The sequence below is a fragment of the Sphingomonas yunnanensis genome (assembly GCF_019898765.1).
Lineage (GTDB): Bacteria > Pseudomonadota > Alphaproteobacteria > Sphingomonadales > Sphingomonadaceae > Sphingomonas > Sphingomonas yunnanensis.
Genome location: NZ_JAIOKB010000002.1, coordinates 34,688 through 60,438 on the forward strand (window position 1 = coordinate 34,688; position 25,751 = coordinate 60,438).

At 71.8% G+C, this 25,751-nt stretch carries 18 protein-coding genes; 8 read left to right on the forward strand and 10 right to left on the reverse strand.

Annotation, left to right across the window (positions count from 1 at the left end; genetic code table 11):
• Positions 1-3 precede the first annotated feature (3 nt).
• Positions 4-1,008: an alpha-ketoacid dehydrogenase subunit beta gene (locus K7957_RS06355; protein ID WP_223011749.1), complete on the reverse strand. Its 1,005-nt coding sequence runs from the start codon at positions 1,006-1,008 to the stop codon at positions 4-6.
• A gap of 198 nt (positions 1,009-1,206) precedes the next feature.
• Positions 1,207-2,484: a 3-methyl-2-oxobutanoate dehydrogenase (2-methylpropanoyl-transferring) subunit alpha gene (locus K7957_RS06360; RefSeq protein WP_246616818.1), complete on the reverse strand. Its 1,278-nt coding sequence runs from the start codon at positions 2,482-2,484 to the stop codon at positions 1,207-1,209.
• 466 nt (positions 2,485-2,950) lie between these two features.
• On the opposite strand from K7957_RS06360, the gene K7957_RS06365 reads away from it, so the two are divergent.
• Positions 2,951-3,700 carry an ImuA family protein gene (locus K7957_RS06365; protein ID WP_223011171.1) on the forward strand — a complete coding sequence of 250 codons (750 nt, stop codon included), beginning with the start codon at positions 2,951-2,953 and terminating at the stop codon, positions 3,698-3,700.
• Positions 3,615-6,383, forward strand: coding sequence for a Y-family DNA polymerase (locus tag K7957_RS20325; RefSeq protein ID WP_246616819.1), 2,769 nt, complete (start codon positions 3,615-3,617; stop codon positions 6,381-6,383). Before K7957_RS06365 ends, K7957_RS20325 begins: the two co-directional genes overlap by 86 nt.
• Positions 6,384-6,928: 545 nt before the next feature.
• Here the strand turns inward: K7957_RS20325 and K7957_RS06375 are convergent.
• Both K7957_RS06375 and K7957_RS06380 read right to left on the reverse strand, forming a co-directional pair.
• Complete coding sequence (locus K7957_RS06375) at positions 6,929-7,378, reverse strand: type II toxin-antitoxin system VapC family toxin (protein WP_223011172.1); 450 nt, start codon at positions 7,376-7,378, stop codon at positions 6,929-6,931.
• Entirely contained in the window at positions 7,330-7,617 is a 288-nt protein-coding gene (locus K7957_RS06380; RefSeq protein ID WP_223011173.1) for a type II toxin-antitoxin system Phd/YefM family antitoxin, read from the reverse strand. Before K7957_RS06380 ends, K7957_RS06375 begins: the two co-directional genes overlap by 49 nt.
• A gap of 41 nt (positions 7,618-7,658) precedes the next feature.
• Between K7957_RS06380 and K7957_RS20330 the strand changes: the two genes are divergently transcribed.
• From K7957_RS20330 to K7957_RS06395, 3 genes are all read left to right on the forward strand, one after another.
• The gene (locus tag K7957_RS20330; RefSeq protein ID WP_343228328.1) at positions 7,659-11,348 is read left to right on the forward strand and encodes an error-prone DNA polymerase; all 3,690 of its coding nucleotides are present in this window, start codon (positions 7,659-7,661) and stop codon (positions 11,346-11,348) included.
• Positions 11,349-11,572: 224 nt separating this feature from the next.
• Positions 11,573-12,016, forward strand: a complete 444-nt coding sequence (locus K7957_RS06390; protein ID WP_223011174.1) for a BLUF domain-containing protein — start codon at positions 11,573-11,575, stop codon at positions 12,014-12,016.
• A gap of 182 nt (positions 12,017-12,198) precedes the next feature.
• A complete protein-coding gene (locus tag K7957_RS06395) occupies positions 12,199-13,095 on the forward strand; it encodes a DUF535 family protein (protein WP_223011175.1) in 897 nt (298 codons plus the stop codon).
• A 146-nt stretch (positions 13,096-13,241) separates the two neighbouring features.
• Here K7957_RS06395 and K7957_RS06400 read toward each other — a convergent pair whose 3' ends face one another.
• The 3 genes from K7957_RS06400 to K7957_RS06410 all read right to left on the reverse strand — a co-directional run bounded on the left by K7957_RS06400 (position 13,242) and on the right by K7957_RS06410 (position 18,144).
• Positions 13,242-14,810 (reverse strand): trehalase family glycosidase, encoded by a 1,569-nt coding sequence (locus K7957_RS06400; protein ID WP_223011176.1) that lies wholly within the window; start codon positions 14,808-14,810, stop codon positions 13,242-13,244.
• Positions 14,811-14,932: 122 nt separating this feature from the next.
• The gene (locus K7957_RS06405; protein WP_223011177.1) at positions 14,933-15,934 is read right to left on the reverse strand and encodes a fumarylacetoacetate hydrolase family protein; all 1,002 of its coding nucleotides are present in this window, start codon (positions 15,932-15,934) and stop codon (positions 14,933-14,935) included.
• 68 nt (positions 15,935-16,002) lie between these two features.
• A complete protein-coding gene (locus tag K7957_RS06410) occupies positions 16,003-18,144 on the reverse strand; it encodes an ATP-binding protein (protein WP_223011178.1) in 2,142 nt (713 codons plus the stop codon).
• Positions 18,145-18,405: 261 nt separating this feature from the next.
• Between K7957_RS06410 and K7957_RS06415 the strand changes: the two genes are divergently transcribed.
• On the forward strand, positions 18,406-19,803 hold the full coding sequence (locus tag K7957_RS06415) for a DEAD/DEAH box helicase (RefSeq protein WP_223011179.1): 1,398 nt from the start codon (positions 18,406-18,408) through the stop codon (positions 19,801-19,803).
• Positions 19,804-19,890: 87 nt separating this feature from the next.
• Here the strand turns inward: K7957_RS06415 and ruvA are convergent, their stop codons facing one another.
• The 3 genes from ruvA to K7957_RS06430 form a co-directional block, all read right to left on the reverse strand.
• Positions 19,891-20,487 carry a Holliday junction branch migration protein RuvA gene (ruvA, locus tag K7957_RS06420; RefSeq protein WP_223011180.1) on the reverse strand — a complete coding sequence of 199 codons (597 nt, stop codon included), beginning with the start codon at positions 20,485-20,487 and terminating at the stop codon, positions 19,891-19,893.
• Positions 20,488-20,781: 294 nt separating this feature from the next.
• Complete coding sequence (locus K7957_RS06425; protein ID WP_246616820.1) at positions 20,782-23,259, reverse strand: TonB-dependent receptor; 2,478 nt, start codon at positions 23,257-23,259, stop codon at positions 20,782-20,784.
• A 270-nt stretch (positions 23,260-23,529) separates the two neighbouring features.
• On the reverse strand, positions 23,530-24,522 hold the full coding sequence (locus tag K7957_RS06430) for an adenosine kinase (RefSeq protein ID WP_223011181.1): 993 nt from the start codon (positions 24,520-24,522) through the stop codon (positions 23,530-23,532).
• Between the two features lie 89 nt (positions 24,523-24,611).
• Here K7957_RS06430 and K7957_RS06435 point away from each other — a divergent pair, with 89 nt between their 5' ends.
• Together K7957_RS06435 and K7957_RS06440 are read left to right on the forward strand one after the other, a co-directional pair.
• Entirely contained in the window at positions 24,612-25,280 is a 669-nt protein-coding gene (locus K7957_RS06435) for an EI24 domain-containing protein (RefSeq protein ID WP_223011182.1), read from the forward strand.
• The gene (locus K7957_RS06440) at positions 25,277-25,657 is read left to right on the forward strand and encodes a hypothetical protein (RefSeq protein WP_223011183.1); all 381 of its coding nucleotides are present in this window, start codon (positions 25,277-25,279) and stop codon (positions 25,655-25,657) included. Before K7957_RS06435 ends, K7957_RS06440 begins: the two co-directional genes overlap by 4 nt.
• The last annotated feature ends 94 nt before the right edge of the window (positions 25,658-25,751 follow it).

Genomic DNA, 25,751 nt, shown 5'->3' on the forward strand with positions numbered 1-25,751 from the left:
CGTTTAGTCCTTGAGAATCTTCTTGAGCGCCTGGCCGATCCGCACCGGGCCGGGGAAATAGGCCCATTCCAGGCTGTGCGGGTAGGGCGTGTCGAAGCCGGTGACCCGCTCGACCGGCGCCTCGAGGTGGTAGAAGCAGCGCTCCTGCACCAGCGCGGCCAGCTCGGCGCCGAAGCCGCCGGTGCGCGTCGCCTCGTGCACCACCATGCAGCGCCCGGTCTTCCTCACCGAGCGCTCGATCGCCGCGATGTCGAGCGGGACGAGCGTGCGCAGGTCGATGATCTCGGCGTCCACCCCGGTGTCGGCGGCGACCTGCGCGCAGACGTGCACCATCGTGCCATAGGCGAGCATCGTCACCGCCTCGCCCGCGCGCACCACCTTCGCCTCGCCGAGCGGCACGGTGTAATAGCCCGTCGGCACCTCGCCGCCGGGATGCTTCGACCAATTCTCCGCCGGGCGGTCCCAGTGGCCGTTGAACGGGCCGTTGTAGATCCGCTTGGGCTCGAGGAAGAGCACCGGGTCATTGTCCGCGATCGCGGCGATCAGCAGCCCCTTGGCGTCATAGGGCGTCGAGGGGATCACGGTCTTGATCCCCGAGACGTGCGTGAAGATCCCCTCGGGCGACTGCGAGTGGGTCTGCCCGCCGAAGATGCCGCCGCCATAGGGCGAGCGCACCGTGATCGGCGCGGTGAAGTCGCCCGCCGAGCGGTAGCGCAACCGTGCCGCCTCGGAGACGAGCTGGTCGAGCGCGGGATAGATATAATCGGCGAACTGGATCTCGGGCACGGGGCGTAGCCCATAGGCCCCCATGCCGACCGCGACGCCGATGATCCCGCACTCGGTGATCGGCGTGTCGAACACGCGGGTCTTGCCGTATTTCGCCTGCAGCCCCGCCGTGGCGCGGAAGACGCCGCCGAAATAGCCGACGTCCTCCCCCATCACGATCACGTCGGGATCGCGCGCCATCGTCGCGTCCATCGCCGAATTGATCGCCTGGATCATGTTCATGCGGGTGGTGATGGGGGTGTCGATCACGTCGGTCATGTCAGTATCCCAAATCCTCCCCGGCACGGGAGGGGAACCGCCACGCGACAGCGTGGTGGTGGAGGGGGCTCCCCGCGGGCGACAGCACTGTTGGAGAGCCCCCTCCTCCAGCCTGCGGCTGATCCCCCTCCCCGCGAGCGGGGAGGATCTCGAAGGCCCTCGTCACTTCCGATCCCACGGCCGCCCGCTCGCCGCTTCCTCGTCGATCATCATCTGGCGCTGCTCGCGCAGGTGCCAGGGCATCTCCTCGAACACGCCGTCGAACAGCGAGTCGAGCGGCTGCGCCAGGCCGTGGCCGAGGATGCCGTTGGCCTCCGCCGCCTTCTGCGCGGCGCGGACCTCCTCGGCGACTGCGCGGTCCATCGCCTCCTGCCGCGGTTCGTCCCATTCGCCGAGCGCGACGAGATGGTCCTTGAGCCGGCGGATCGGGTCGCCCAGCGGCCAGGAGGTCGGCTCGCCGGTGGAGCGGTATTGCGAGGGATCGTCGGACGTGGAGTGACCCTCGGCGCGATAGGTGAAATGCTCGATCAGCGTCGGACCGACGTTGGTGCGCGCGCGCTCCGCCGCCCACCGCGTGGCGGCATAGACCGCGAGCGGGTCGTTGCCGTCCACCCGCAGCCCCGCGATGCCATAGCCGATGGCGCGCGCCGCGAAGGTGGTCGCCTCCGCCCCGGCGAAGCCCGAGAAGCTGGAGATCGCCCATTGGTTGTTGACGACGTTGAAGATCACCGGCGCGCGATAGACGGTGGCGAAGGTCAGAGCGGAGTGGAAGTCGCCCTCCGCGGTGGAGCCCTCGCCGCACCAGGTCGCGGCGATGCGCGTGTCGCCCTTGGAAGCGGAGGCCATCGCCCAGCCCACCGCCTGGGGATATTGCGTGGTGAGATTGCCCGAGATCGAGAAGAAGCCGAAGCGCTTCTCCGAGTACATGATCGGCAGCTGCTTGCCCTGCAGCTTGTCGCCGGTGTTCGAGTAGATCTGGTTCATCATGTCGACCAGCGGACAGCCGCGCGCGATCAGCAGCCCCTGCTGGCGATAGGAGGGGAAGCACATGTCCTCGGCGTCGAGCGCGTGCGCCGCGGCCACCGCCACCGCCTCCTCGCCGAGCGACTTCATGTAGAAGCTGGTCTTGCCCTGGCGCTGGGCGCGGAACATGCGCTCGTCGAAGGCGCGCACGGTCGCCATATGGCGCAGCATGCGGCGCAGCGTGTCGGGGCTGAGCCGCGGGTTCCACGGCCCCACCGCCTGATGCTGCTCGTCGAGCACGCGCACCATCGTATAGGCCAGGTCGGTGAAGTCGCGCGGCGGCGCGGCGGTGTCGGGGCGCGGCGCGGCGCCCGCGGGGGGCACCTCCAGGTCGCTGAAATCGGCCGCGTCGCCGGGGCGGAAGCGCGGCTCGGGCACGTGCAGCGTCAGCGGCTTCAGGTTGCGGGCGTCGCCCAAGGTCACTCTCCTGGCCGCCCGGTTGGGTCCGGGAGGCGTCGCCGCGGCTTGTAATTATATTTCAAGCGAAGCGGAAGCCCCCTGATGCGTTCGGGCGCGCTCGAAGCGTGTCGCTAGAGAAGCACGATCGCGCTACGTGGCTGCCGCCCCGGCGGACGCGAGACCTTTGCAGAAGTGGCGCCACGTCCTCATCTTTTCGTCATCCCGGGCTCGACCCGGGATCCATGGTGCCGCGTGAGCCGCCGGCGTTGTGATGGCGGAAGCTTGGATCCCGGCCTAGGCCGGGATGACGAAGGGTGAAGAGCATGACGCGACGTCCGCCAAGGCCCCGCGCTAGCCAGGATGGCAGCGTGTAGCGCGCAGGGCTACTGCGGGAACCATGAGGCCGCGCCGTCGGCCGCATAGCGACTCGACTCAACCCATCAGAACAAAGTAGGAACGACGCTCCACCAGCGAGTCGTCACCTGTGTCCGAGTCGAGTGTCCTCCAGTCCCTGCGCGACACGCTCAGCGCGATCGAGGCAGACGGCCATCGCCGTCGCCCGGTGCTGCCGTTCGGTGTGCCGGCGGTCGACGAGCGGCTCGCCAACGGCGGGCTTCGGCTCGACGCGCTGCACGAGGTCGCCGCCGCCACCCCGGCGATGGGCGACGACGCCTCGGCCACGCTCTTCCTCGCCGGGGTCGCCGCGCGCGCCTGGGGGCCGGTGCTGTGGGTGGTGCGGCGGCGCGACCTGTTCGCGCCCGGCCTCTACCAGTCGGGACTCGCGCCCGATCGCGTGCTCTACGCCGAGGCGAGCGACGACTCCGAGGTGCTCGCGCTGATGGAGGAGGGCCTGCGCCACCGCGCGCTCGGCGCAGTGATCGGCGAGACCCGCCGCGCGGCGATGGCCTCGACCCGCCGGCTCCAGCTCGCCGCCGAGGGCGGGCGGACCATCGCGCTGCTGCTCAAGCGCCACGCGCGCGAGGGCGCGGATCCGCTCGCGGTGCCGTCCGCGGCGGTGACGCGGTGGCGCGTCGGCTCCGCTCCCTCGGCGCCGCTGCCGGTCGCGGGCGTGGGGCGCGCGCGCTGGGATCTCGCGCTGGTACGGCAACGCAACGGCGAACCTTTTCAGACAATCGTGGAGGCATGCGATGAGACGGGTCGCATCGCTCTACCTGCCCGACTGGTCGATCGACCGGCTGCGGCGGGCAGAGCCGGCGCTCGCGCCGCCGCCTGAGCGCGCAGCGCTCGACCCGGGGTCGCCGCGCGCAGCGCTCGATCCCGCCTCGCCTCGTGTCGCGCTCAACCTCGCCGCGCTGAAGGCGGCGGGCGACGCCGAGCAGGGCGGCAAGCAGTGCGACGCGCCGCGCAACACGGGCTGGCGCCCGGGTGCGCGCTGGGCGCGCGACGACGCCGGCTATCTGCCCGGTCCGCTGCGCGGCGTCGACGAGACGACCGGCGGCGCGGGGGCGTGCTGGGCGGGCGAGACCCGCGCCGACGTCGCGCGCCGCGTCGCCGCGATCGCGCCGCACCAGCGCCCCCCCATGCGCGAGATGGGGCGCCGCAGCGAGGCGGCGGAGCATCCGTTCAAGCGGCTGCCCGGCGACGACGGGGGCAAGTCCAGCGGCTGGCCCGAGCCCGCCGAGCGCCGGCGGACGCACGAAGCCAAAGGTGACGATGATCGCCCTTCGCTGTTCTACCAGACCGCCGCGCCCTCCAAGCCGAACCGTGCTCCGGCGAACGCCGGAGCCCAGGGCCGCAAGGATGACGCTCGTCGCTCTGGGCTCCTGCGTGCACAGGAGCACGCCCGCGGCCCACACGAGGCGATGGCGCCGGTGCGCACTGGTGGCGAGGGCGTACGGCCGGGATCGCGCCAGCGCGAGCGGGACGTGAATGTGGTGAAGACGCAGGGCCGCGGTGACGAGGTGCACCTCTCGGCCGTCTCCCCACCGTCCTCCCGGACCTGTTCCGGGATCCAGGGTGCCGCACCCTCAACGGACGGGGCGTGCGTGGAAGGCTGGATCCCGGAACAGGTCCGGGATGACGGAAAGAGGCAGGAGGCTGCGCACCCTAGGCCCGTCCGCCTCGTAGTCCCTGAACCGCCCGCCGCGGGCGCCCCCGCTGCCTCCATAACGGACGCCCCCTCGACATCCGGGCACCGCCGTCCCCCTCACGTCTCCCCCGCGCTGAGCGGCGCGTGGAACGCGATGCCCGCGATCCGCTACCCCGGCGACGGGCCGCACCCGGACAAGGCCGCCGCCAAGGAGCGCCGCCCCGGCTCGAACGACCCCGGCGCCGCGGTGAAGGAGGTCGCCGCCTTCTTCGACACCGGGCGCACCACGGCCGGCACGATCGCGCGCGTCTGCCACGACCCGGCCGCGACCGCCTCCGCCGGGGTCGCAGCCGACACCGCCCCACCGCTCGTCACCGTGCAGAAGGTGGGCAGTCGGGTCGAGATCGCCGCCGCCTCGTCCGCGGCGCGTGCGATCGGGGTCGAGCCCGGCATGGCGCTGACCCAGGTGCGCGCCGCCACCCCCGAGATCGTCGTGCGCGACGCCGACCCCGAGGGCGACCAGCGCGCGCTGCATCGGCTCGCGGTCGCGCTGGCGCGACGCTGGACCCCGGTAGTGGCGATCGAGGACTCGCAGTCGCTGCTGCTCGACCTCACCGGCGTGGCGCATCTCCACGGCGGCGAGTCGCGGCTGGCGCGGCGACTGGTGCGGCTGCTCGCCCGGCTCGGCATCACCGCGCGCGTCGCGATCGCCGATACCGCCGGCGCGGCCTGGGCCTGCGCGCACCACGCCGAGCCCGAGCGCGGCGGCGTGACGATCCTGCCGCCGGGCGCGACGCTGGACGCGCTCGCGCCGCTGCCGGTGGCATCGCTCCGCGTCGACGAGCGCGCGCTCGAGCTGCTGCGTCGGCTCGGCGTCGACACCGTCGGCCAGCTCGCCGCACTGCCGCGCGCGCCGCTGGCACGGCGCTTCGGCACCGCGCTGGCGCAGCGGCTCGACCAGGCGAGCGGGCGCGCGCCCGAGCCGCTCGCGCCGGTGGTGCCGCCGGTGGCGATCACGGTGGAGCAGCGCTTCGCCGAGCCCTTGCTCACCGCCGAGCCGATCGCGCACTGGATCGGGCAGTTGGTCGACCGGCTCGCCGCCGAGCTGGCGCGTGCGGGGCGCGGCGCGCGCCAGCTGCTGCTCGCCGCGACGCGGGTCGACGCCGCGGTGCAGACGCTACGGGTTGGCTTCGCGCGGCCGACGCGCGCGCGCGAGCATCTCCGCCGCTTGCTGCTGCGCCGGGTCGAACGGATCGACCCGGGTTTTGGAATCGAGGCGCTGACGCTCCACGTCCAGCGCGCCGATCCACTCGCGCCCGAATATTGCGACGGTGATCTCGCCGAGGGCGAGCGCCCCGACCTCGCCCCCCTGGTGGACGCCATCGTCAACCGCATCGGCGCGGCGCGGCTGTGGCGCGCGCGCGCGGTGGAGAGCGACGTGCCCGAGCGCTCGGTCGCGGGTGCCGCGCCGCTCGACCCGCCCGAGCGCGCCGCACCGACGCTGCGCCGCGACGACGTGCGCCGGCTCGACACGCGCGACGCGGACCATCCGTGGCACCCGCGCTGGCCGCGCCCGACGCGGCTGCTGCGCCGCCCCGAGCCGCTCGACCATGTTCTGGCCGAGCTGCCCGACCAGCCGCCCAAACGCTTCACCTGGCGCGGCGAGTCGCACGTGGTGGTGCGCGGCGACGGGCCCGAGCGGATCGCGGGCGAGTGGTGGCGCCGCCGCGGCGAGCGCGACGCGGTGCGCGACTATTACCAGGTCGAGGACGAGGCCGGCCGGCGCTACTGGCTGTTCCGCCGCGGCGACGGCGAGCGCGGCGAGACCGGCGACCTCAGCTGGTACATGCACGGCACGTTCGGATGAGCGGGCGGGTGAGCAGGTGGGGGCTGCGGCGCGGCCTTGGCCTGGCGCGGGGCGAGCCGCGGCGCGTCGGCATCGTCGGCCAGATCATCGCCACGGTGCTCCTGCGCACACAGGAGCCTAGGGCAGCAAGCGCCGACGCATGTGCTGGCAATGGGCCGACGCCACGCCGTTTAGCCCTTGGTTCTCGCGTGCGCGGGAACATGGTGGAAGCTACCCGCGGGTGGGCTCACACTCGGCGGGCAACAGACCGCGCGGGTGTGGGTCCCTTCCGGCGCAGGAGCATGATGCTGCGCAGCGACGGCGTCACGCTGCCTCGGCCGCGCGAGGTCGGCAACCTGCTCGCCGCCCCCTCGCCCCGCGTCTCCCCGGCGGAAGCCGGGGTCCAGTTGGGAAGGCCGTGGTGGGACTCACCGGCGATCCCCACCTGGGCCCCGGCTTCCGCCGGGGAGACGGTAGCCGCTGGGGCCGTCGGGCCGTTTTCATCACTTCTGCGGGCAAGGGCGCGTGGCACTGCTACGTCACTCAGCAACGTCACCTCCACCCACTCACCCCCGCGCATCCACGGTGCGGACATGCCCCGCCGCGGCATAGCGCAGGATCTGCTCGTCGGCGGTGACCAGCGCGCAGTCGAGCGCGCGCGCGGTCGCCACCATCAGCCGGTCGCACGGATCGCCGTGGAGCCCGTCGCCGAGCCGCCCCGCCTCAAGCGCGATCGCGCGCGACACGGGCACGTCACGCGCCGCGAGGCTCGCCAGGCTGCGCTCGACCCATGTGTCGAGCGCCAGACCGAGCACCAGCCGGCCGCGATCGACGAGCATCGCGATCTCCCACGCCACCATCGCCGAGACGCGACGGTCGCCATCCCGCGCGATCGACGCGCGGGCGCACGCGCCGAGCCGCGGCGAGTCGTCGACCGCCCAGATCACGACATGCGTGTCGAGCAGGATCACCGCGACGGCGTGTCGGTCCGCGCCGGGAAGCCAAGCGTGTCCCATGCCGCGTCGCGGGCGCCGTCGTCCGGCTCGAGCGGCGCGACGATGTCGCCGTGAACCGCCACGGTGCCCCTCATCGCGCCGAACGGCACGGTATCGTCGGCGCGCAGCTCGCGTGCGGTGAGCGTCAGCGCGCGACGGCCGCGCCGCGTGATCGTCAGCGGCTCGCCGCTGCGCTCCATCTCGCCCAGCAGCGCGAGGCAGCGCGCCTTGAACTCGGTGATGCCGACGACCTTGCTCATCCGCGCCTCCAACTGACCATTTCATATAGTCGGTTCGCCCCGTGACGTACAGCGAGCTCCAGGTCACCACGCATTTCTCGTTCCTGCGCGGCGCCTCGTCGTGCGAGCAGCTCGTCGCCACCGCCGCGGCGATGGGCATGCCCGCGCTGGGCGTGGTCGACCGCAACTCGGTCGCGGGCGTGGTGCGCGCGCTCTACGCCTGCGACGAGGTGCGCCGCGACAGCGGGTTGGAGGTGCGCTCGATCCCGGGCTGCCGGCTCGACCTGGTCGACGGCGCCTCTCTGCTGGTCTGGCCCGAGGACCGCGCCGGCTGGTCGCGGCTGACCGATCTGCTCAGCCGCGGCAAGGCGCGCGCCGACGCGCAGCGCGGCGAGAAGGGGCGCTGCTTCCTCCACTGGGAGGACGTCGCGGCGCACGCCAAGGGGCTGGTCGCCGCGCTGGTCCCGGGCCACGCGCCCGAACCCGAGCAGATGCGCTGGATGGCCGACCTGTTCGGCGACGCGGGCCACGTCTGCCTCACGCATTACCGTCGCCCCGGCGAGCAATTGCGGCTGCACCGGCTGAGCGAGGCGGCGCGCGCGTACGGGCTCACGCCGCTCGCCACCGGCGACGTGCTCTACCACGCGCCCGAGCAGCGCATGCTCCAGGATGTCGTCACCGCGATCCGCGAGAAATGCACGATCGACGCGCTCGGCCTCCGCCGCGAGCGCAGCGCCGACCGCCACCTCAAGCCGCCGGGCGCGATGGCGCGGCTGTTCCGCGACCGTCCCGAGGCGCTCGCCGCGGCGGAAGCGATCGCCGAGCGCTGCACCTTCTCGCTGCGCGAGCTGCAGTACCAATATCCCGACGAGCTGGTGATGAGCGGGCGCAGCGCGCAGGAGGCGCTCGCCCGCCTCTCGCGCGACGCGCTGGCGCGGCTGTTCGACGCCGCGCCCCCGCCGCGCTACGCCGAGCAGCTCGAGCACGAGCTGACCCTGGTCGAGCGGATGGGCTACGCGCCCTATTTCCTCACGGTCAACTCGATCGTCAGCTTCGCGCGCGGGCAGCAGATCCTGTGCCAGGGGCGCGGCAGTGCGGCCAACTCGATCATCTGCTACGTGCTCGGCATCACCTCGATCGACCCGATCAAGCACCAGTTGCTGTTCGAGCGCTTCATCTCGGAGGAGCGCAGCGAGCCGCCCGACATCGACATCGATTTCGAGCACGAGCGGCGCGAGGAAGTGATCCAGTGGATCTACGAGAGCTACGGCCACGACCATGCCGCGCTGACCGCGGTGGTCAGCCGCTTCCGCACCCGCGGCGCGATCCGCGAGGTGGGCAAGGTGCTCGGCCTGCCCGAGGACATGACCGGGGCGCTCGCCAGCCAGGTCTGGGGCTGGTCGAACGAGGGCGTGCCGACCGAGCATGTCGAGGCGCTCCACCTCGACGCCGCCGAGCCGCGGCTGGCGCTCGCGCTCGATCTCGCCAAGCAGCTGATCGGCACGCCGCGCCACCTGTCGCAGCACCCCGGCGGCTTCGTGCTGACGCGCGACCCGCTCCACCAGCTCGTCCCGATCGAGCCCGCCGCGATGGTCGACCGGCGCGTGATCGAGTGGGAGAAGGCCGATATCGAGGAGCTCGGCTTCATGAAGGTCGACATCCTCGGGCTCGGCATGCTGGGCTGCATGCGCCGCGCCTTCGACCTGCTCGCCGCGCACAAGGGCATCGACATGGACCTTGCCAGCGCGCCGCTGCAGGGTGACGATCCGGCGACCTACCGGATGATCCAGCAGGCCGACACGCTCGGCGTGTTCCAGATCGAGAGCCGCGCGCAGATGAGCATGCTGCCGCGGATGAAGCCCCGGACCTTCTACGACATCGCCATCCAGGTCGCGATCGTGCGGCCGGGGCCGATCCAGGGCAACATGGTCCACCCCTATCTCAAGCGCCGCGAGGGCCGCGAGACGGTGGAATATCCCAACGAGGCGCTGCGCGCGGTGCTGGAGAAGACGCTGGGCGTGCCCCTGTTCCAGGAACAGGCGATGCAGGTCGCGATCATCGGCGGCGGCTTCACCCCGGGCGAGGCCGACGAGCTGCGCCGCGCGATGGCGACCTTCAAGCTGACCGGCGGGGTCGGGCGGTTCCGCGAGCGGCTGATCGCGGGGATGCGCGGCAACGGCATCAGCGAGGCCTTCGCCGAGCGGCTGGTGGCGCAGATCGAGGGCTTCGGCAGCTACGGCTTCCCCGAGAGCCACGCCGCCAGCTTCGCCAAGATCGCCTACGCCTCGTCGTGGATGAAATGCCACCATCCCGACGTGTTCTGCGCCGCGCTGCTCAACGCGCAGCCGATGGGCTTCTACGCCCCCGCGCAGATCGTGCGCGACGCGCGCGCGCACGGCGTGGCGGTGCGGCCGCCCTGCGTGCTGGAGAGCGAGTGGGACACCGCGCTGGTGGAGGAAGAGGAGTCGCTGGTGGCGCGTGGGCCGAGTGTGCAGGGTGAAGCGGAGGCTCGCGGCGCGGATGAGGTTACACCCTTCCCACCTCCCGCGCCGTCACCCCGGACTCGGTCCGGGATCCATGGTGCCGCGTACGCAGCGGACGTGGTGGACGCGGAACCATGGGCCCCGGATCGAGTCCGGGGTGACGAAGAGCGAGAGGCACCGCAAGAGTTGAGACGGCCGCCGCCTCGACCAGATCCCGGCCTGCGCCGCAGTGACGGCGATTCAGAGCCTGTCTCATCAGCGCGCGATCGTGCTCCGGCGAACGCCGGAGCCCAGGGCCATGAGCGTGACGCGCGCGGCGCTGGGCTCCTGCGTGCGCAGGAGCCCAGCCGTGCGAACGCGGCGGAGCGCCCGCGATTGACCGCGGGCAACCCAGGACGACAGGGCGACGACGCCCCCGCCCCGCTCGCCCCGCTCCGCCTCGGCCTGCGCGTGATCCACGGCCTCTCGGGCGAGGACGCCGGGCGGATCCTCACCGCGCGCGCGCGCGCGCCGTTCCGCTCGGTGGAGGACCTGTGGCGCCGCTCGGGCGTGCCGCTCGCGACGCTGGAGAAGCTCGCCCGCGCCGACGCCTTTCACGCGCTCGGGCTCGACCGGCGCCAGGCGCTATGGGCGATCCGTGGGCTGGGCGAGACGCCGCTGCCGCTGCTCGCCGGGATCGAGCGACGCGAGGAGCCGGTGACGCTCGAGCGGCTCACGCAGGGGCGCGAGGTGGTGGAGGATTATCGCGCCACGCAGATGTCGCTGCGCGCCCACCCGCTCCAATTCCTGCGCCCACGGCTCGACGACGCGCGGGTGACTCGCTGCGGCGACCTCGCGGGGCGCGACGGCAAGATGGTAGAGGTCGTCGGCATCATCCTGGTGCGCCAGCGCCCCGGCTCGGCCAAGGGCGTGCTGTTCATCACCATCGAGGACGAGACCGGGGTCGCCAACGGCATCCTCTGGCCCGACCGGTTCGAGGCGCAGCGCCGCACCGTGATGTCCTCGGCGATGGTCAGCCTGAAGGGACGCGTGCAGCAGGAAGGCGCGGTGATCCACGTCATCGTCGAGCGCGTCACCGATCTCACCGCGATGCTGAGGTCGGTCGGTGACGTCGACCTGCCGCGGCTGGTGGCGCGCGGCGACGGTGCCACCTACCCCGGCGCACCCGACCGCGGCGACAAGGGCTGGCAACCGCGCCCGCGCTCCGACTATCATTTCCGCGACCGCCGCGACGACGTGATCCCGATCGCCAGCCACGACTTTCATTGAAGTCTTCACCAGAGCGATCGTGCTCCGGCGAACACTGAGGCCCACCGTCCCGAGCGGGACGCGCATGGCTGTTCGCTCCTGCCGCCGCAGCAATCCGGTGAAGCAGACCGGGAGGATCGCACCAAGTCGCGTCCAGACCGCAATAATCTACAATCCCTCGCCTGCATTTACCGTCATTTTGTCATCGGCGGACGTGCGCCGCCCACCTTCCCGGACGACCCGCCATGGCCGATGCGCTGCACCAGATCGTGTACATCAGCCGCGCCCTCGCGCCGCTCTCCGACGACGCGGCAGCGGCGCTCTGCCATGCCGCCGCCGAGCGCAACCGCGCCGCCGGCATCACCGGCCTATTGCTCCACGACGGCACGCGCTTCATCCAGGCGATCGAGGGCGAGGAGGCCGCGCTACGAGCGCTGATGACACGCATCGCCCGCGACCCGCGCCATCACTCGATCGGCTATGTCAGCGACGCCGCGATCGTCGCGCGCGAGTTCGGCGACTGGGGGATGGACTATCGCCGCGTCGAGGACGTGCGCGCCGCGACCGACTTCCTCGCCACGGTCAAGCGCGCGCTCGCGGGGGTCGAGGACCCCGGCCTGCTCGCGGCCTTCATCGGCTTCGCGGTGATCGGGCGCGGAGAGCATCGCCGCGGCTTTGTCCCGCGCTGAAACGGCGGGTCGTGCCGCTTCCCCGCGACCGTCCTTAACCACAGCAATTTCGCTTGAAACTTCCGTTGCTTTGCAACATCGCCCGGCGGCGCGACCCAGGCCCTCGGCCGGCGCGGACGCGATCGCAGCCGGGACCAGGGCAACAGAACGGATGACCATGGGCTCCGATCGCCGAAGCACGCATGCAGGCGCTTAAGCCGTCGAGTCGCCGTGCGCGGCAGCTGCTCGGCGTGCTGCGCCACCCGGTCGAGCAGCTGCGGCTGCGGCGCGCGATGGCGCGCGCACGTCGCGCCGGCGTGGCCCCGGCCAGGGGTGCCGGCGCGCGGCATGGCGCGTTCAAATATGTCGGCGCCTATCTCGCCGCCCCGCTCAGCCGCCGCCAGCGGCTCGCCGCGCTGATCCACCACCATGACTATGTCGCACGCCACGCCGCCGCGCACGGCGACGCGCTGTGGCGGGCACCGTTCACTTTGTGGGAGCGGCACGACGAGGAGGGGCGCCACCACGCGCTGCTACTCACCCCCGCGCGGCTGGCGCCGATGGAGGGCGAGGTGGAGCTCGCCTTCCTGCTCGACGGGCAGCGGCTGTTCACGCTGACCTTCGCGCTGGTGAGCGGCACGCTGATCGGTGCCGCGGACGCGCCGGTGCTGCTCGTCGGCGGGCTGCAGGGCGGCTATCAGGTACGCGAGGAACTGCGCTACGCCGCGCGCGCGAACGGCGAGATCGCCGCGCCGACGCTGCTGCTGCTCGCCGCGGCGACCGTGGCCGAGGCGCTCGGCGCCGCGCTGCTGGCCGGCCCGTCGAACCGCACCCAGGTGGCCGCGGGCTACGTCGTCGACGGCCGGTCGAGCTCGCTCGACTATGACGAGCTCTGGGCCAAGCTCGACGGCAAGCGCACCGACACCGACTTCTTCCTGGTCGACCCGCATCGCGAGGAACCCGAGGAGGCCGAGGTCTCGGGCAAGCATCGCTCGCGCACGCGGCGCCGGCGCAGGCTGCGGGCCGCGCTGCGCGCCGAGATGCTGGCAGCGCTCGCGAGGGCGACGGGACGGACCGATCTGGTCGCGGCAGCAGCGTAGCGGAGCGCGCGCCCGAGGTCGAGCGCCAAGCCTCTTACCGCGGTCGTTCCATATATGTGTCATCCGGCGTCGAGCCGGGATCCATCCTTCCGCGGGTGTCCGAGACGACCATCGTCGTAGCCGCCACCGGTCGTGCACCGTTCCGCTTACCGCGCGCCCTGTGCGTAGCGCTGCTGCAGCGCGCGGGTGACGCCGTTGGTCCAGCCGAAACCGTCCTGCGTCGGGTATTCGCCGCCGCCGCCGGCGCGGCTCTCCTCGACGTCGTACTTCTCGAGCAGCTTGCCCGAGGCGCGATACTCGCGCTCGACGGTGGCGAGGAAGCGCGTGCCGATCTGCCGCGCCAGCGGTTCGGCGCCGTAGCGGCGTAGCCCCTCTACCGCGACCCATTGCAGCGGTGCCCATCCGTTGGGCCGGTCCCACTGCTGCCCGGTCGCCGCGGTGGTGGTGCGCAGCCCGTTGGCGGCGAGCAGGTCGCGCTCGATCGTCTTGGCCACGCGCGCGCCGCGCGACCGCGACGCCACCTCGGTGAACAGCGGGTAGGCGGTCGCCGCGGTGACGCCGTCGCGCAGCCGTGCGGCGGCGAGATCATAGTCACCGTAACGACCGTCACGCTCGCTCCACAGCCAGCGCTCGATCGCCCGGCGGCGGGTCGCCGCGGCGCGCTCGAACGGCGCCGCGCAGGGCCGCGCGAGCGTTCGACAGCGGGCGGCGATCGCGCGCTCCATGCCGTAGAGCAGGCTGTTGAGATCGGCGGGGACGATCTTCGTCGTGTCGATCGTCGCCAGCGTCCGCCCGTCGGCGAACCAGCGCGAGCTATAGTCCCAGCCGCTCTCCGCGCCGGCGCGCAGGTCGTTGTACACGCGCGCGTCGCCCCGGCCGGTCGCGACGTCCTCGCGGTAGCTCTCGTCCCGTGGGGTCGACTTGCCGTCGCCGTAATGCTGCAGCCGAGCGCCGTCCGGCATCGTCGCCGAGCGCTGCTCGATCCAGAAACGATGCTCGGCGAGCAGCGCATCGAGCCAGCGCGCCTGGGTGGCGCGGTCGACGTCGCGCATCAGCCCCATCATCAGGTAGAGGAACGGCGGCTGCGAGCGGCTGACATAATAGGTCCGCGTGCCGTTGGGGACATGGCCATAGCGCTCGACCAGCGAGACGAAATTCTCGACCATGTCGCGGGTGAGCGCGTGCTCGCCGTCCGCCTCTAGGCCGAGCATCGTGAAATAGCTGTCCCAATAGTACATCTCGCGGAAGCGCCCGCCGGGCACGACGTAGCGCCGCGGCAGCGCGAGTGCGGACGATCCCGGCGGCGGGGCCAGCGGCGGGCGGGTGAGTTGCGGCCACAGCGCGCGGATATGCTCGGCGAGCGGCGGCCGCGCCGCGCTGGGCGGCGCGGTGCGGCCCGGCTCGGGCACGTCGAAGTTGGCGAGCACGAAGGCGCTCAGCGCGGCGTCGTCCAGCGCGCCGGCGCGGGCGTAATCGGCCATGATCGCGGCGGCGCTGCGCTTCGGCGTGGCGTCGGCGAAGGTCTTGCCGTCGGGGAAGAGCCGGCGGCGCTGCACCTGGTCGAACAAAGCGCCGAACAGCTCGGCGGGCGAGGCGGGATAGGCGGGATAGGCGCGCGCCGTCGTGGCGGTAGCGGCGGGAGCGGCCTGGGCCGTCGCTGCGGCCGGCAGCAGCGCGAGCACCACCGCGGCGACGACTCCCGTGCTCCCGCGCACGCGGGAGCACGGGTGACGCGTGCGACGCGATCCGCGGCTCTGCTCGGCCCTGGGTTCCCGCGTTCGCGGGAACACGGCGTCATCGGAGCGAACGTCGCTTCCCCCGGCCCGGTAGCGCTCGCTCACTCCACCACCTGCTCGATCGCGCCGAAGATCGTGTGGTGGCGATCGTCCTCGGCCCAGATCCGCACCGTGTCGCCGCGCCGGAGGAAGGGCGTGGTCGCGGCGCCACCGCGCAGCGTCTCCACCGCGCGCTGCTCGGCGATGCAGGAGAAGCCGAGCCCGCCCTCGCCGATCGGGCGGCCGGGGCCGCCGTCCGAGTCGCGGTTGGAGACGGTGCCCGAGCCGATGATCGTGCCCGCGCCGAGCCGGCGCGTCCGCGCGGCGTGTGCGATCAGCGCGCCGAAGTCGAAGGTCATGTCCGCGCCCGCCTCCGCGCGCCCGAACGGCTGGCCGTCGCGCTCGACCATCAGCCTGCGGTGGAGCTTGCCGCCCTGCCACCACTCGCCGAGCGACTCGGGCGTGACGAACACCGGCGAGAAGGACGAGGCGGGCTTGGACTGGAAGAAGCCGAAGCCCTTCGCCACCTCGTCGGCGATCAGTCCGCGCAGCGACACGTCGTTCGTCAGCCCTACCAGCCGGATCAACCCCAGCGCGGCGTCACGCGTGGTGCCCTGCGGCACGTCGCCGGTCACGACCACCACCTCGGCCTCGAAGTCGGCGTCCCAATCCTCCTCGGCGAGCGCGATCGGATCGCGCGCGCCGAGGAACGAGTCGGAGCCGCCCTGGTAGAGCAGCGGATCATGCCAGTAGCTCTCGGGCAGTTCGGCGCCGCGCGCCTGCCGGACCAGCGCGACATGGTTCACATAGGCCGAGCCGTCGGCCCATTGATAGGCGCGCGGCAGCGGCGCGGCGGCGTCATGCTCGTGGAAGCGCACGCGCGGGATCGCCTCGTTGCGCAGGTCGATGGCGAGCAGCTCGAGCGTAGGGGCGACTCGCTCCCAATCGTCGAGCGCGGCCTGGAGCGTGGGGCAGAGGTGCGCCGCGTCGGCGTACCAGGCGAGGTCATCCGAGACCACGACGAGGCGTCCATCGCGCCCCTCTTTCAGGCTGGCGAGTTTCATGCGCTGCTCCTCTCCGAGCCAGGCGTATCGCGGATGCGCGCGGCGCGCCACCCTCGCGCCTGGACCGATCACCCGGCCAGCAGCGCGCGCACCTTGCCCGCCAGCGCCTCCATCGCGAAGGGCTTGGTGAGCAGCCCCATGTTGGGCGCGAGCTGGCCGCCGCCGATCACCGCATTCTCGGCATAGCCGGTGATGAACAGCACCTTCAGCGCGGGCATCAGCGCCAACGCGGCGTCGGCGACCTGACGGCCGTTCATCTGCCCGGGCAGGCCGACGTCGGTCACCAGCAGGTCGGGTCGAGCGCCCGCGCCGAGCAGCCGCAACGCCGCCGCGCCGTCCCCGGCCTCCAGCGTGGCATAGCCCAGCCCGCCGAGCACCTCGACCACCAGCATGCGGATCGTCGGCTCGTCGTCGACCACCAGCACCACCGGCGTCCCCTGCGCCGCCGACGCCGTGCGCGCCGGATCGAGCGGCAGCGCGGCGTCTTCCTCGCCGCCCGCCGTGCCGTAGTGACGCGGCAGGTAGATGCACAACGTCGTCCCCTGCCCGACCTCACTGTAGATCCGCGCCTGTCCGCCCGACTGGCGCGCGAAGCCGTAGATCATCGACAGGCCCAGGCCGGTGCCCTCGCCCAGCGGCTTGGTCGTGTAGAAGGGGTCGAAGGCGCGCGCCTGCACCTCGGGCGTCATGCCCGTGCCAGTGTCGCTGACGCACAGCGACAGATACTGCCCGGGCGGCAGGTCGCGCTCGCGCGCGGCGCGCTCGTCGAGCCAGCGGTTGGCGGTCTCGATCGTGATCCGGCCGCCCTCGGGCATCGCGTCGCGCGCGTTGATGCACAGGTTGAGCAGCGCGTTCTCGAGCTGGTTGGGGTCGACCAGCGCGTCCCACAGCCCGCCCGCACCGACCACCTCGAGCGCGATGGCGGGGCCGACGGTGCGGCGGACCAGGTCCTCCATGTCGCTGACCAGGCGGTTGACGTCGGTCGGGCGCGGGTCGAGCGTCTGGCGCCGCGAGAAGGCGAGCAGCCGATGCGTCAGCGCCGCCGCGCGCCGTGTCGCGCCCTGCGCCGCGGTGACGTAGCGGTCGAGCTCGGTGATCCGTCCCTGCGCTACGCGCACCTGGATCATCTCCAGCGCGCCCGAGATGCCGGTCAGCAGATTGTTGAAGTCGTGCGCGAGGCCGCCGGTGAGCTGGCCCACCGCCTCCATCTTCTGCGCCTGGCGCAGCTGCTCCTCGGCCCGCATCAGCTCGGCGGTACGCGACTGCACCTCCTGCTCCAGGTGCGCGGTGAGGTCGGCCAGCTCGCGCTCGGCGCGGCGACGCTCGACCGCGTCGCGCGTCCGCTCAGCCACCTCGCGGACGAAGGCCTGTTCCTCCTCGCTCCATTCGCGCGGGTGCGCGTGGTTGAGGTACAGCAACGCGACGAAGCCGCCCTGCTCGGTCACCGGCATGTTGATGAAGGACATCGCCCCGAGGTCGCGCAGCGCCTCGGCGGTCTCGCGCGTGCGTGGGTCGTCGCGCACGTCGGCGATCGCCACCGTCACGCCGCGCTTGAGGTCCTCGATATACGAGCCATAGTCGCGGAAGTGGAGCACCGCGGGCAGCGGCGCGGTCCCGGGCGAGCAGAAGGCGCGCTCGGTGGTGATCGTCTCTTCACCCGCATCGACGACACCATAGCCCGCGCGGCTGACGTCGAGTGCGCGGCCCAGCACCTTGGCAGCGGCGAGCGCGAGGTCGCCCGCGTCGCCGGGCTCGCGCAGCCGGTCGCCGAGCTCGACCAGCGCGGCGAGGCGCAGCTCGGCCCGCTTGCGCTGGTCGATGTCGAAGCTGACGCCGGGGAAATGCAGCGCCACGCCGTCTTCGTCGCGGTCGACCCGACCCTGCGCGGCGACCCAGCGCGTCCCCCCGTCGGCGTCGACGAGGCGATACTCGGCGTCGAACGGCGCGCCGGCGGCGATGCTTCGGTCGATCGCCTCGCGCACGCGCGGCAGGTCGTCCGGATGTATCCCGCCGAAGAAGTCGCCGATCGGCGCGCCGTCGCGCGCGAGCTCGGGCGCGACGCCGTAGAGCGCGGCGAAACCGGCGTCGGAGGTCACGCGATCGGCGCGGACGTCCCAGTCCCAGCGCCCGATGCTGGGCGCCTCCGCGGGCGCGTGTCGGCGCGATGGAGCGGGCGCGCGCGAGGGCGGCGGCGGAGAAGGGTCGGTCATGTCAGAGAGGCTGTCGCAGTAAGGTCACGGTCTCCAAACACCATCATGGGCCAGCGGTTCAACGCCGCGACCTTGACTTTTTGCTGCACCTGCGCTATTTGCGCCGCATCGAGACGTATGCAGCGTGATCGGGCCCCTTGGGGTTCAGGCTCCGCCTCGGTTGTTGTTTCAGGGCTTCCCAAGTCACGCGGGGCGTCATTCTCCCCCCGCCACCCGTGCGTCCTCGCGACGCGCGGTGGGCCTGTTTCGCAGGATTCTCCCATGTCATTCTCCCATCTCGGCCTGGCCGAGCCGCTCGTCCGCGCGCTCGAGGCCAAAGGCTATAGCGAGCCCACCCCGATCCAGCGCGACAGCATCCCGCTGCTGCTCGAGGGCAAGGACCTGCTCGGCATCGCGCAGACCGGCACCGGCAAGACCGCGGCGTTCGTGCTGCCGTCGATCCAGCGCCTGTCCGAGGCGAACAAGCGCGTGCTGCCGACGCACTGCCGCATGCTGGTGCTGGCGCCGACGCGCGAGCTGGCCAGTCAGATCGCCGAGTCGGCGCGCGGCTACGGGCAATTCTCCAAGATGTCGGTCGCGACCGTGTTCGGCGGCACCAGCATCGCCAAGAACCGCAACGACGTCGCGCGCGGCGTCGACATCCTGGTCGCCACCCCGGGTCGCCTGATCGACGTGATCGAGCAGGGCTTCCTCAACCTGTCGATGCTCGAGATCCTCGTGCTCGACGAGGCCGACCAGATGCTCGACCTCGGCTTCATCCACGCGCTCAAGAAGATCGTGCGCATGCTGCCGCGCAAGCGCCAGTCGCTGTTCTTCTCGGCGACGATGCCGCCGTCGATCCGCCAGCTCGCCGACCAGTTCCTCACCGATCCGGCGACGGTGTCGGTGGTGCCGCAGTCGACCACCGCGGAGCGCGTCGACCAGTCGGTGATCTTCTGCAACCAGACCGAGAAGCAGGCGCTGCTCACCATCCTGCTGCGCGAGACCAAGATCGACCGCGCGCTAGTGTTCACGCGCACCAAGCATGGCGCGGATCGCGTCGTGAAGCTGCTCGCGGGCAACGGCATCGCCGCCAACGCGATCCACGGCAACAAGTCGCAGCCGCAGCGCGAGCGCGCGCTGGCGGCATTCAAGGCGGGTGAGGTGCCGATCCTGGTCGCCACCGACATCGCCGCGCGCGGCATCGACGTCTCGGGGGTGAGCCACGTGTTCAACTTCGAGCTGCCGAACGTGCCCGAGCAGTACGTCCACCGCATCGGCCGCACCGCGCGCGCGGGACGCAGCGGCGAGGCGATCGCCTTCTGCGCGGACGACGAGCGGCCCTACCTCAAGGACATCGAGAAGCTGACGCGCCAGAAGGTGACGCAGCATGAGCTGCCGGAGGACTTCCTGCGCCGCGCCGAGCAGCTCAAGAGCGAGCGAGTCAAGGCGATCGGCGCCGACCCCGCGCCGCGCGAGGACCGTCCGCGCGGCGCTCGCCCGCCGGCGCGCCCCAAGGCGACGCACGCGCCGCGCCCGACCGCTGGCTCGCCGCAGGGCCGCAACTACGCCAACGCAAGCGCCGGCCCGGCGGGTGGCAACGGTGGCGGTAACCGTCGCCGTCGCGGCGGCCGCGGTCGTGGTGCCGCCGGTGGCGCGGGAGCGTCCGCCGGCCGCTGAGCCGGTGAGAGTGCGATCGACGTTCTGAGAGGTGGGTCGATCCTCCCCAGCGAGGGGAGAATCGACGAGCGCCGCATCCCGCTCCCGCTACTTCGCCGCCTTGCGCAGCGCGAGCCGCACCAGCGCGTCGAGCCCGGCGCCCGCGCCCAGCTCCTCCTCTGCCGCCGCGACCGCGGCGGAGGCCTCGGCGGGACGGAAGCCGAGGTTGAGCAGCGCCGACACCGCGTCGGCGCTCGCCCCCGCCGGCACCACCTGCGCCGCCGCCGCCGACCCGAGCGCGACTCCGCCGACCTTGTCCTTGAGCTCGCGCACGATCCGCTCGGCCAGTTTCGGGCCAACGCCGTTGGCGCGCGCCACCGTCGCCTTGTCCTGCGCCATCACCGCGCGGCTGAGATCACTGGGCTCGAGCGCGGAGAGGATCGCCAGCGCGACCCGCGCGCCCACCCCCTGCACGCCGGTGAGCAGCCGGAACCAGTCGCGCTCGGCGGCGCCGGCGAAACCGACCAGCCGCAGGAAGTCCTCGCCGACCAGCAGCTCGGTGTGAACGAGGCAGGCCTCGCCCGCGGGCGGCAGCGCGGCCAGCGTGCGCGCCGAGGCGCCGACGAGATAGCCGACGCCGGCGACCTCGATCACCGCGTGGTCGATCCCGGTCGACGCGACCAGCCCTTTGAGATGCGCGATCATGCGCGCGGCGTTAGGCGATGCCGCGCCGGCCGTCGATGGGGTGGGTCAGCGAGTTCGCAGAGCGTCGTCATCCCGGACTCGATCCGGGATGACGTGGTGACGAACGTCTCGCCCTGCCCCAGAACCGCGCGGCGATGGTCGCGCACGCTCGGTGCGGCGTTCTCCTCTAGCCGATCATCCCGGACTTGTTCCGGGATCCACGCGTCCGCGAGAGCAACGCCTCTCGCCTATGCGGCACGGTGGATCCCGGAACAGGTCCGGGATGACGGGGTGGGAGAGAGGATGGCTCCCCTCTCAGAACCCCGCGCTGATCGTGGCGAACACCTGGCGCGGCGCGACCGGGAAGAAATTGTAGGTCCCGCTCGCCGCGCCGATGCTGATCGTGCTGGCGCCGCGCTGATCGGTGAGGTTGGTGACGTTGAGGCTCACCCCCAGCTTCTTCGCCAGCCCCTCGCCCGACACCGGCATGTCGAAGCCGATCCGCCCCGACAGCGTAAAATAGCCCTTCACGCTGAGGTCGTTGGTGTAGGTGGCGTAGCGCTTGCCGATATAGTCGCCGATCAGCTGCAGCTCGACGCCCTCGGTGCCGATCGTCGCCACCGTCTTGTTGAGCCACTCGGGCGAGCCCGGCACCTTCTTGCCCGCGGTCGGCACCACGGTCTGCGCGGCGCCGGTGGTGTAATCATTGTCGTAGCGCGAGTTGTTGTACGACAGCGCATTGTAGAGCGAGAAGATGGAGCCGAAGCGGAGCGTGCCGGCGACGTCGACGCCGTCGGTCGTCACGCTGCCGACGTTGGCGAGGATGGTCGCGCCGCTCGCCACCGCGCTGATCGTCTGGGTCGGGCTGACGCCCAGCAGACGGTTCGAGAAGTCGACGTGGTAATAGCTGATCTGGCCCTCGAAGCCCGTGATCGGGCCGAGATCGAGCGCGCGGCGGGTGCGCACGCCGCCCTCGTAGGTCCAGCTCGTCTCTGGCTTGGTCTGGTCCTTGAACGCCTCGAACAACGTCTGGCTGCCCAGCGCGAAGGGCGACAGGCCCGCCGCCGCGCTGGTCTGGAACTGACGCGTGTTCTTCTGCGCGTTGACGAAGATCTGCTCGCTCGCGGTGACGTCCCACAAGGCGCCGATCTGAGGCAGGAACCATGTGTCAGTATTGAGCCGACCGACCGGCAGCTCGCGCGAGCCGGTGAACGAACCCGGGATCGGCTGGATCGGCACCGCCTGGCGCGCCTTCTGGAAGGTGCTCTTGACGCCGGCCTGGACCAGCAGCGTCGGCACGATCTGCCACGCGTCCTGGATATGCGCCTGGATCTCCTCGACGCGCACCTCGCTGCCATATTGCGTGATCAGCGGGTCGGCGTAGCTGTTGGGGCGACGGTAGACCGAGCTGGGGTCGTTGATGTCGAAGGCGTACCAGCGGCGGTAGCTCGACGAGCTCTGCCGCTCGTACCAGCCGCCCAGTTCGATCTGGTGGTCGCCGAGCTCGACCTTGAGCGTCGACAGGCCGCCGTAGCGATCGATGCGATATTCGGTGGTGCGCGTCGCCAGCCCCGAGTTGCCGAAGATCGTCGACAGCCGCGCGAGGTTGGTCGTCGAGGTCGGGCTGCTGCCGGCGGCGCCCGGGTAATAATAAGAGAACAGCAGCGGCAGGCCGGCGGCGGTGATCGGTCCGGCGATGATGCCGACGCCGTCATTATGGTGGAAATACACCTGGTTCGACCAGGTCACCCGATCGGTCGCGCGCCAGTCGTATTTGGCATAGCCGAGATAGTCGGTGCGCAGCGCGCCGCCGTAATAATTGCTGTAGTTGCTACCCGCCGCGGTGTAGCTCGGCGCGCCGTTGTACGCATATTGGTTGTTGAAATACTTGAGCGTGTTGGTCAGGTCTGAGTAGAGGAACGGGCGGATATAGGGCTGGTAGGTCTGCGTCGCGGAGACGACGGTGGCGTCTTCGTTGGGCTCGGTCTTGTCGGAATAAGCGAAATAGGCGGTCAGCTTGCCGCGGCTGTCCTCGTGCACCAGCTTGGCGTTGCCCTGCCAGCCGTTCTGATAGCCGTTGAAGTCCCACGCCCGCGCGCGCTGGCGCGCGCCCGAGACGTAGAGGCGCGTGTTCTGCCCGATGTCGCCGCTGTCGAGGCGGAGATAGGAGCGCGTCGCCTGGTAGCTGCCAACGGTCTGCGCCGCGGTGAGGCCGAAGTCGGCGCGCGGATCGCTCGAGAAAGTGTCGATCGTACCGCCGAGATTGCTGGTCGAGGCGGTGCCGAGGTCGCCCGCGCCCGAGGCGAGCGTGACGCGGCCGACATTCTCCGAGATGATCGCGCGTTGCGGGCTCAGCCCGTTGTAATTGCCGTATTGCTGATCGCCGAGCGGGACGCCGTCGAGCGTGTAGCCGAGCTGCTGCGCGTTGAAGCCGTGGATGAAGAGCGAGATGTTCTGCTCGTTGTTGCCCCACGGATCGGCGGTGAGATAGGTCACGCCGGGCAGCGTCTGCAGCGCCTTGAGCGGGCTGATGCCGGGCAGGATCTTCTGGATCTCGACGCTGCCGATCTGGGTCACCGAGCGGGTCACCGCGCCGGTGACGACGACGTCGGTGGCGGCGGTGTCGTCGGTCGTCGCCGGGTCGGCGCCGGGTGCGGGATCCGCGGGCGCGGCGGCGGCGGTCGCAGACGCGGCGCCGGTGCCGTCGCGCACGATCTGCGAGTCCTGCGCCGCGGCGGGCGCCACCGGGAGGGCGAGTGCGGCCGCGCCGGCGAGCAGCATCCTACGGTTCATGTGATCGTTCCCCAGCGGGCGCTGATCCGCCCGTCTGCGCTTCGCTGTGCGAGCGTCATCTTGCGGCGCGATGACGTTACTGGGTCAGTTCAATGACATGCGGTGGGTAGATCGCGGCGCGGCGCTTCTTCCTTCTTCCGTCATCCTGAACTTGTTTCGGGATCCACCGTGCCGCGCACTCAGGAGGTGCGGCGCTTGCGGCACGGTGGATCCTGAAACGAGTTCAGGATGACGACAACGGCGGCATGAGCGGCTGGGGGCCTCCTCCCCTCACACCGTCGCGGTGATCGCCTTCAGGTCGACGATCGGGCGCGCGCCGAAATGCTGGATCACCTCGGCGGCGCAGATCGCGCCGAGCGTCAGCGATGCCTGGAGCGACGTGCCGCGCGCCTGGCCGAACAGGAAGCCCGCCGCGAACAGGTCGCCCGCGCCGGTGGTGTCGACCACCTTGTCGATCGGCTGTGCCGGCACCGTCACGCGCTCGTCGCCCGCGATCGCGGTGGCCCCGCGCTCGCTCAGCGTGACGACGACCAGCGGCACCTTGTCCTTCACCGCCGCGATCGCCGCCTCAACGTCGCCCGTCTCGGTCAGCGACATGATCTCCGCCTCGTTGGCGAACAGCAGGTCGATCGACCCGGCGTCGATCAGTGCGTGGAAGGCGGCGCGGTGGCGGTCGATGACGAACTCGGCGGAGAGCGTGAAGGCCACCTTGCGCCCCGCCGCGCGCGCGACGTCGATCGCGGCGCGCATCGCCGCGCGCGGCTCCTCCGGATCCCACAGATAGCCCTCGAGATAGAGGTAGCGCGCGTCCGCGATCAGCGCGCGGTCCAGCGCCGCCTCGGGCAGATAGTGCGAGGCGCCGAGGAAGGTGTTCATCGTGCGCTGCCCGTCGGGCGTGACGAAGATCAGGCAGCGGCCGGTGGTCGGCGCGCCGGCGCGCGCGGGCGTGTCGAAGCGGATGCCCGCGGCGCGGATGTCGTGCGCGAAGACGTCGCCGAGCTGGTCGTCGGCGACCTGGCCGATGAAGGCGCAGGACGCGCCCAGCGCCGCCATGCCCGCGATCGTGTTCGCCGCCGAGCCGCCCGACACCTCCTGCCCTGGCCCCATCCTGGCGTAGAGCGTGTCCGCCTCCTCGGGCGAGAAGACCAACGCCATCGCCCCCTTGGTCATGCCGTTCTCGACGACGAAGGCGTCGCTCGCGGGCGAGAGGATGTCGACGATGGCGTTGCCGATCGCGACGACGTCGTAGCGGGGTTCGGTCAAGGGGTTGGTCCTGCTGTCCGGGAAAGCGCCCGCCTATCCGCCGCCCGCGGCTTGCGCAACCGCGGCGCAGGGCGCATCGCTGCGCGACGATGCTGCGCGCGCTGCTGCTCTCGATCGGTCAGCTCGGCGACCCGCCGGTGCTGCGCGTGCTGGCGCAGTCGCTGACGGTGACGCTGGCACTGTTCGCCGCGCTGGCGCTCGGCCTGTGGTGGCTGGTCGACGCCGCGCTCGCGGGCTGGGCCTATCACGGCGCGATGGCGGGGCTGGCGGCGGTGGTGGTCTCCGCGCTGGCCTTCTGGCTGCTGTTCCGCGCGGTCGCGATCCTGGTGGTCGGGCTGTTCGTCGATCGCATCGTCGCGGCGGTCGAGCGGCGTCATTATCCCGACGCGGCGGCGAGCGCGCGCGAGGTGCCGCTGCCGCGCGGGGTGGCGATGGGACTCGGCTCGGCAGCGCGCTTCGTCATGATCAACCTGCTGCTGCTGCCGGTCTATCTCGCGCTGCTCGTTACCGGGGTGGGCACCGCGGCCCTGTTCTTCCTGGTCAATGCCTGGCTGCTCGGGCGCGACCTCGGTGACATGGTCGCGGCGCGCCACCTGCCGCGCGCGGCGATGCGAGACTGGCGCGCGGCCACCGCCGGGCGGCGCTTCGTGCTGGGGCTTGCCGGCACCGCGCTGTTCGTGGTTCCGCTGCTCAACGTCCTCGCTCCCGTGCTCGGCGCGGCGATGGCGACCCACCTCTATCACGGAGCCCGCCGATGATCCCGTCCCGCCGTCTCGCCGCGCTGCTCCCCGCGCTCGCGATCGCGGGCTGTACCGCGACGGCGCCGACCACCGCGCCGAGGCCGCAGCCGGTGGCGGCGGCGCTGCCGAGCGTGGGACTGGAGAGCGTGATCGGCCAGGACGCCGCAGCGCTGGTGCGCAGCTTCGGCCCGCCCGACGCCGATGTGCGCGAGGGGACCGCGCGCAAGCTGCAATTCTCCAGCGCGATCTGCATCCTGGACGCCTATCTCTACCCGCCCAGCACGGGCAGCGGCGAGGCCAAGGTGACCTGGGTCGACTCGCGCCAGCGCGACGGTCGCTCGATCGATCGCGCAAGCTGCGTCGCGGCGCTGGCGCGGCGAGAGGGCGGGAGATAGCGAGGAGCGTCGAGCGGGCGGCATCCGAAAGCGAGAGCGACGGCTCCCCCGCCGCTGCGACTCTAGCAGATTCTCCCCGCTCGCGGGGAGGGGG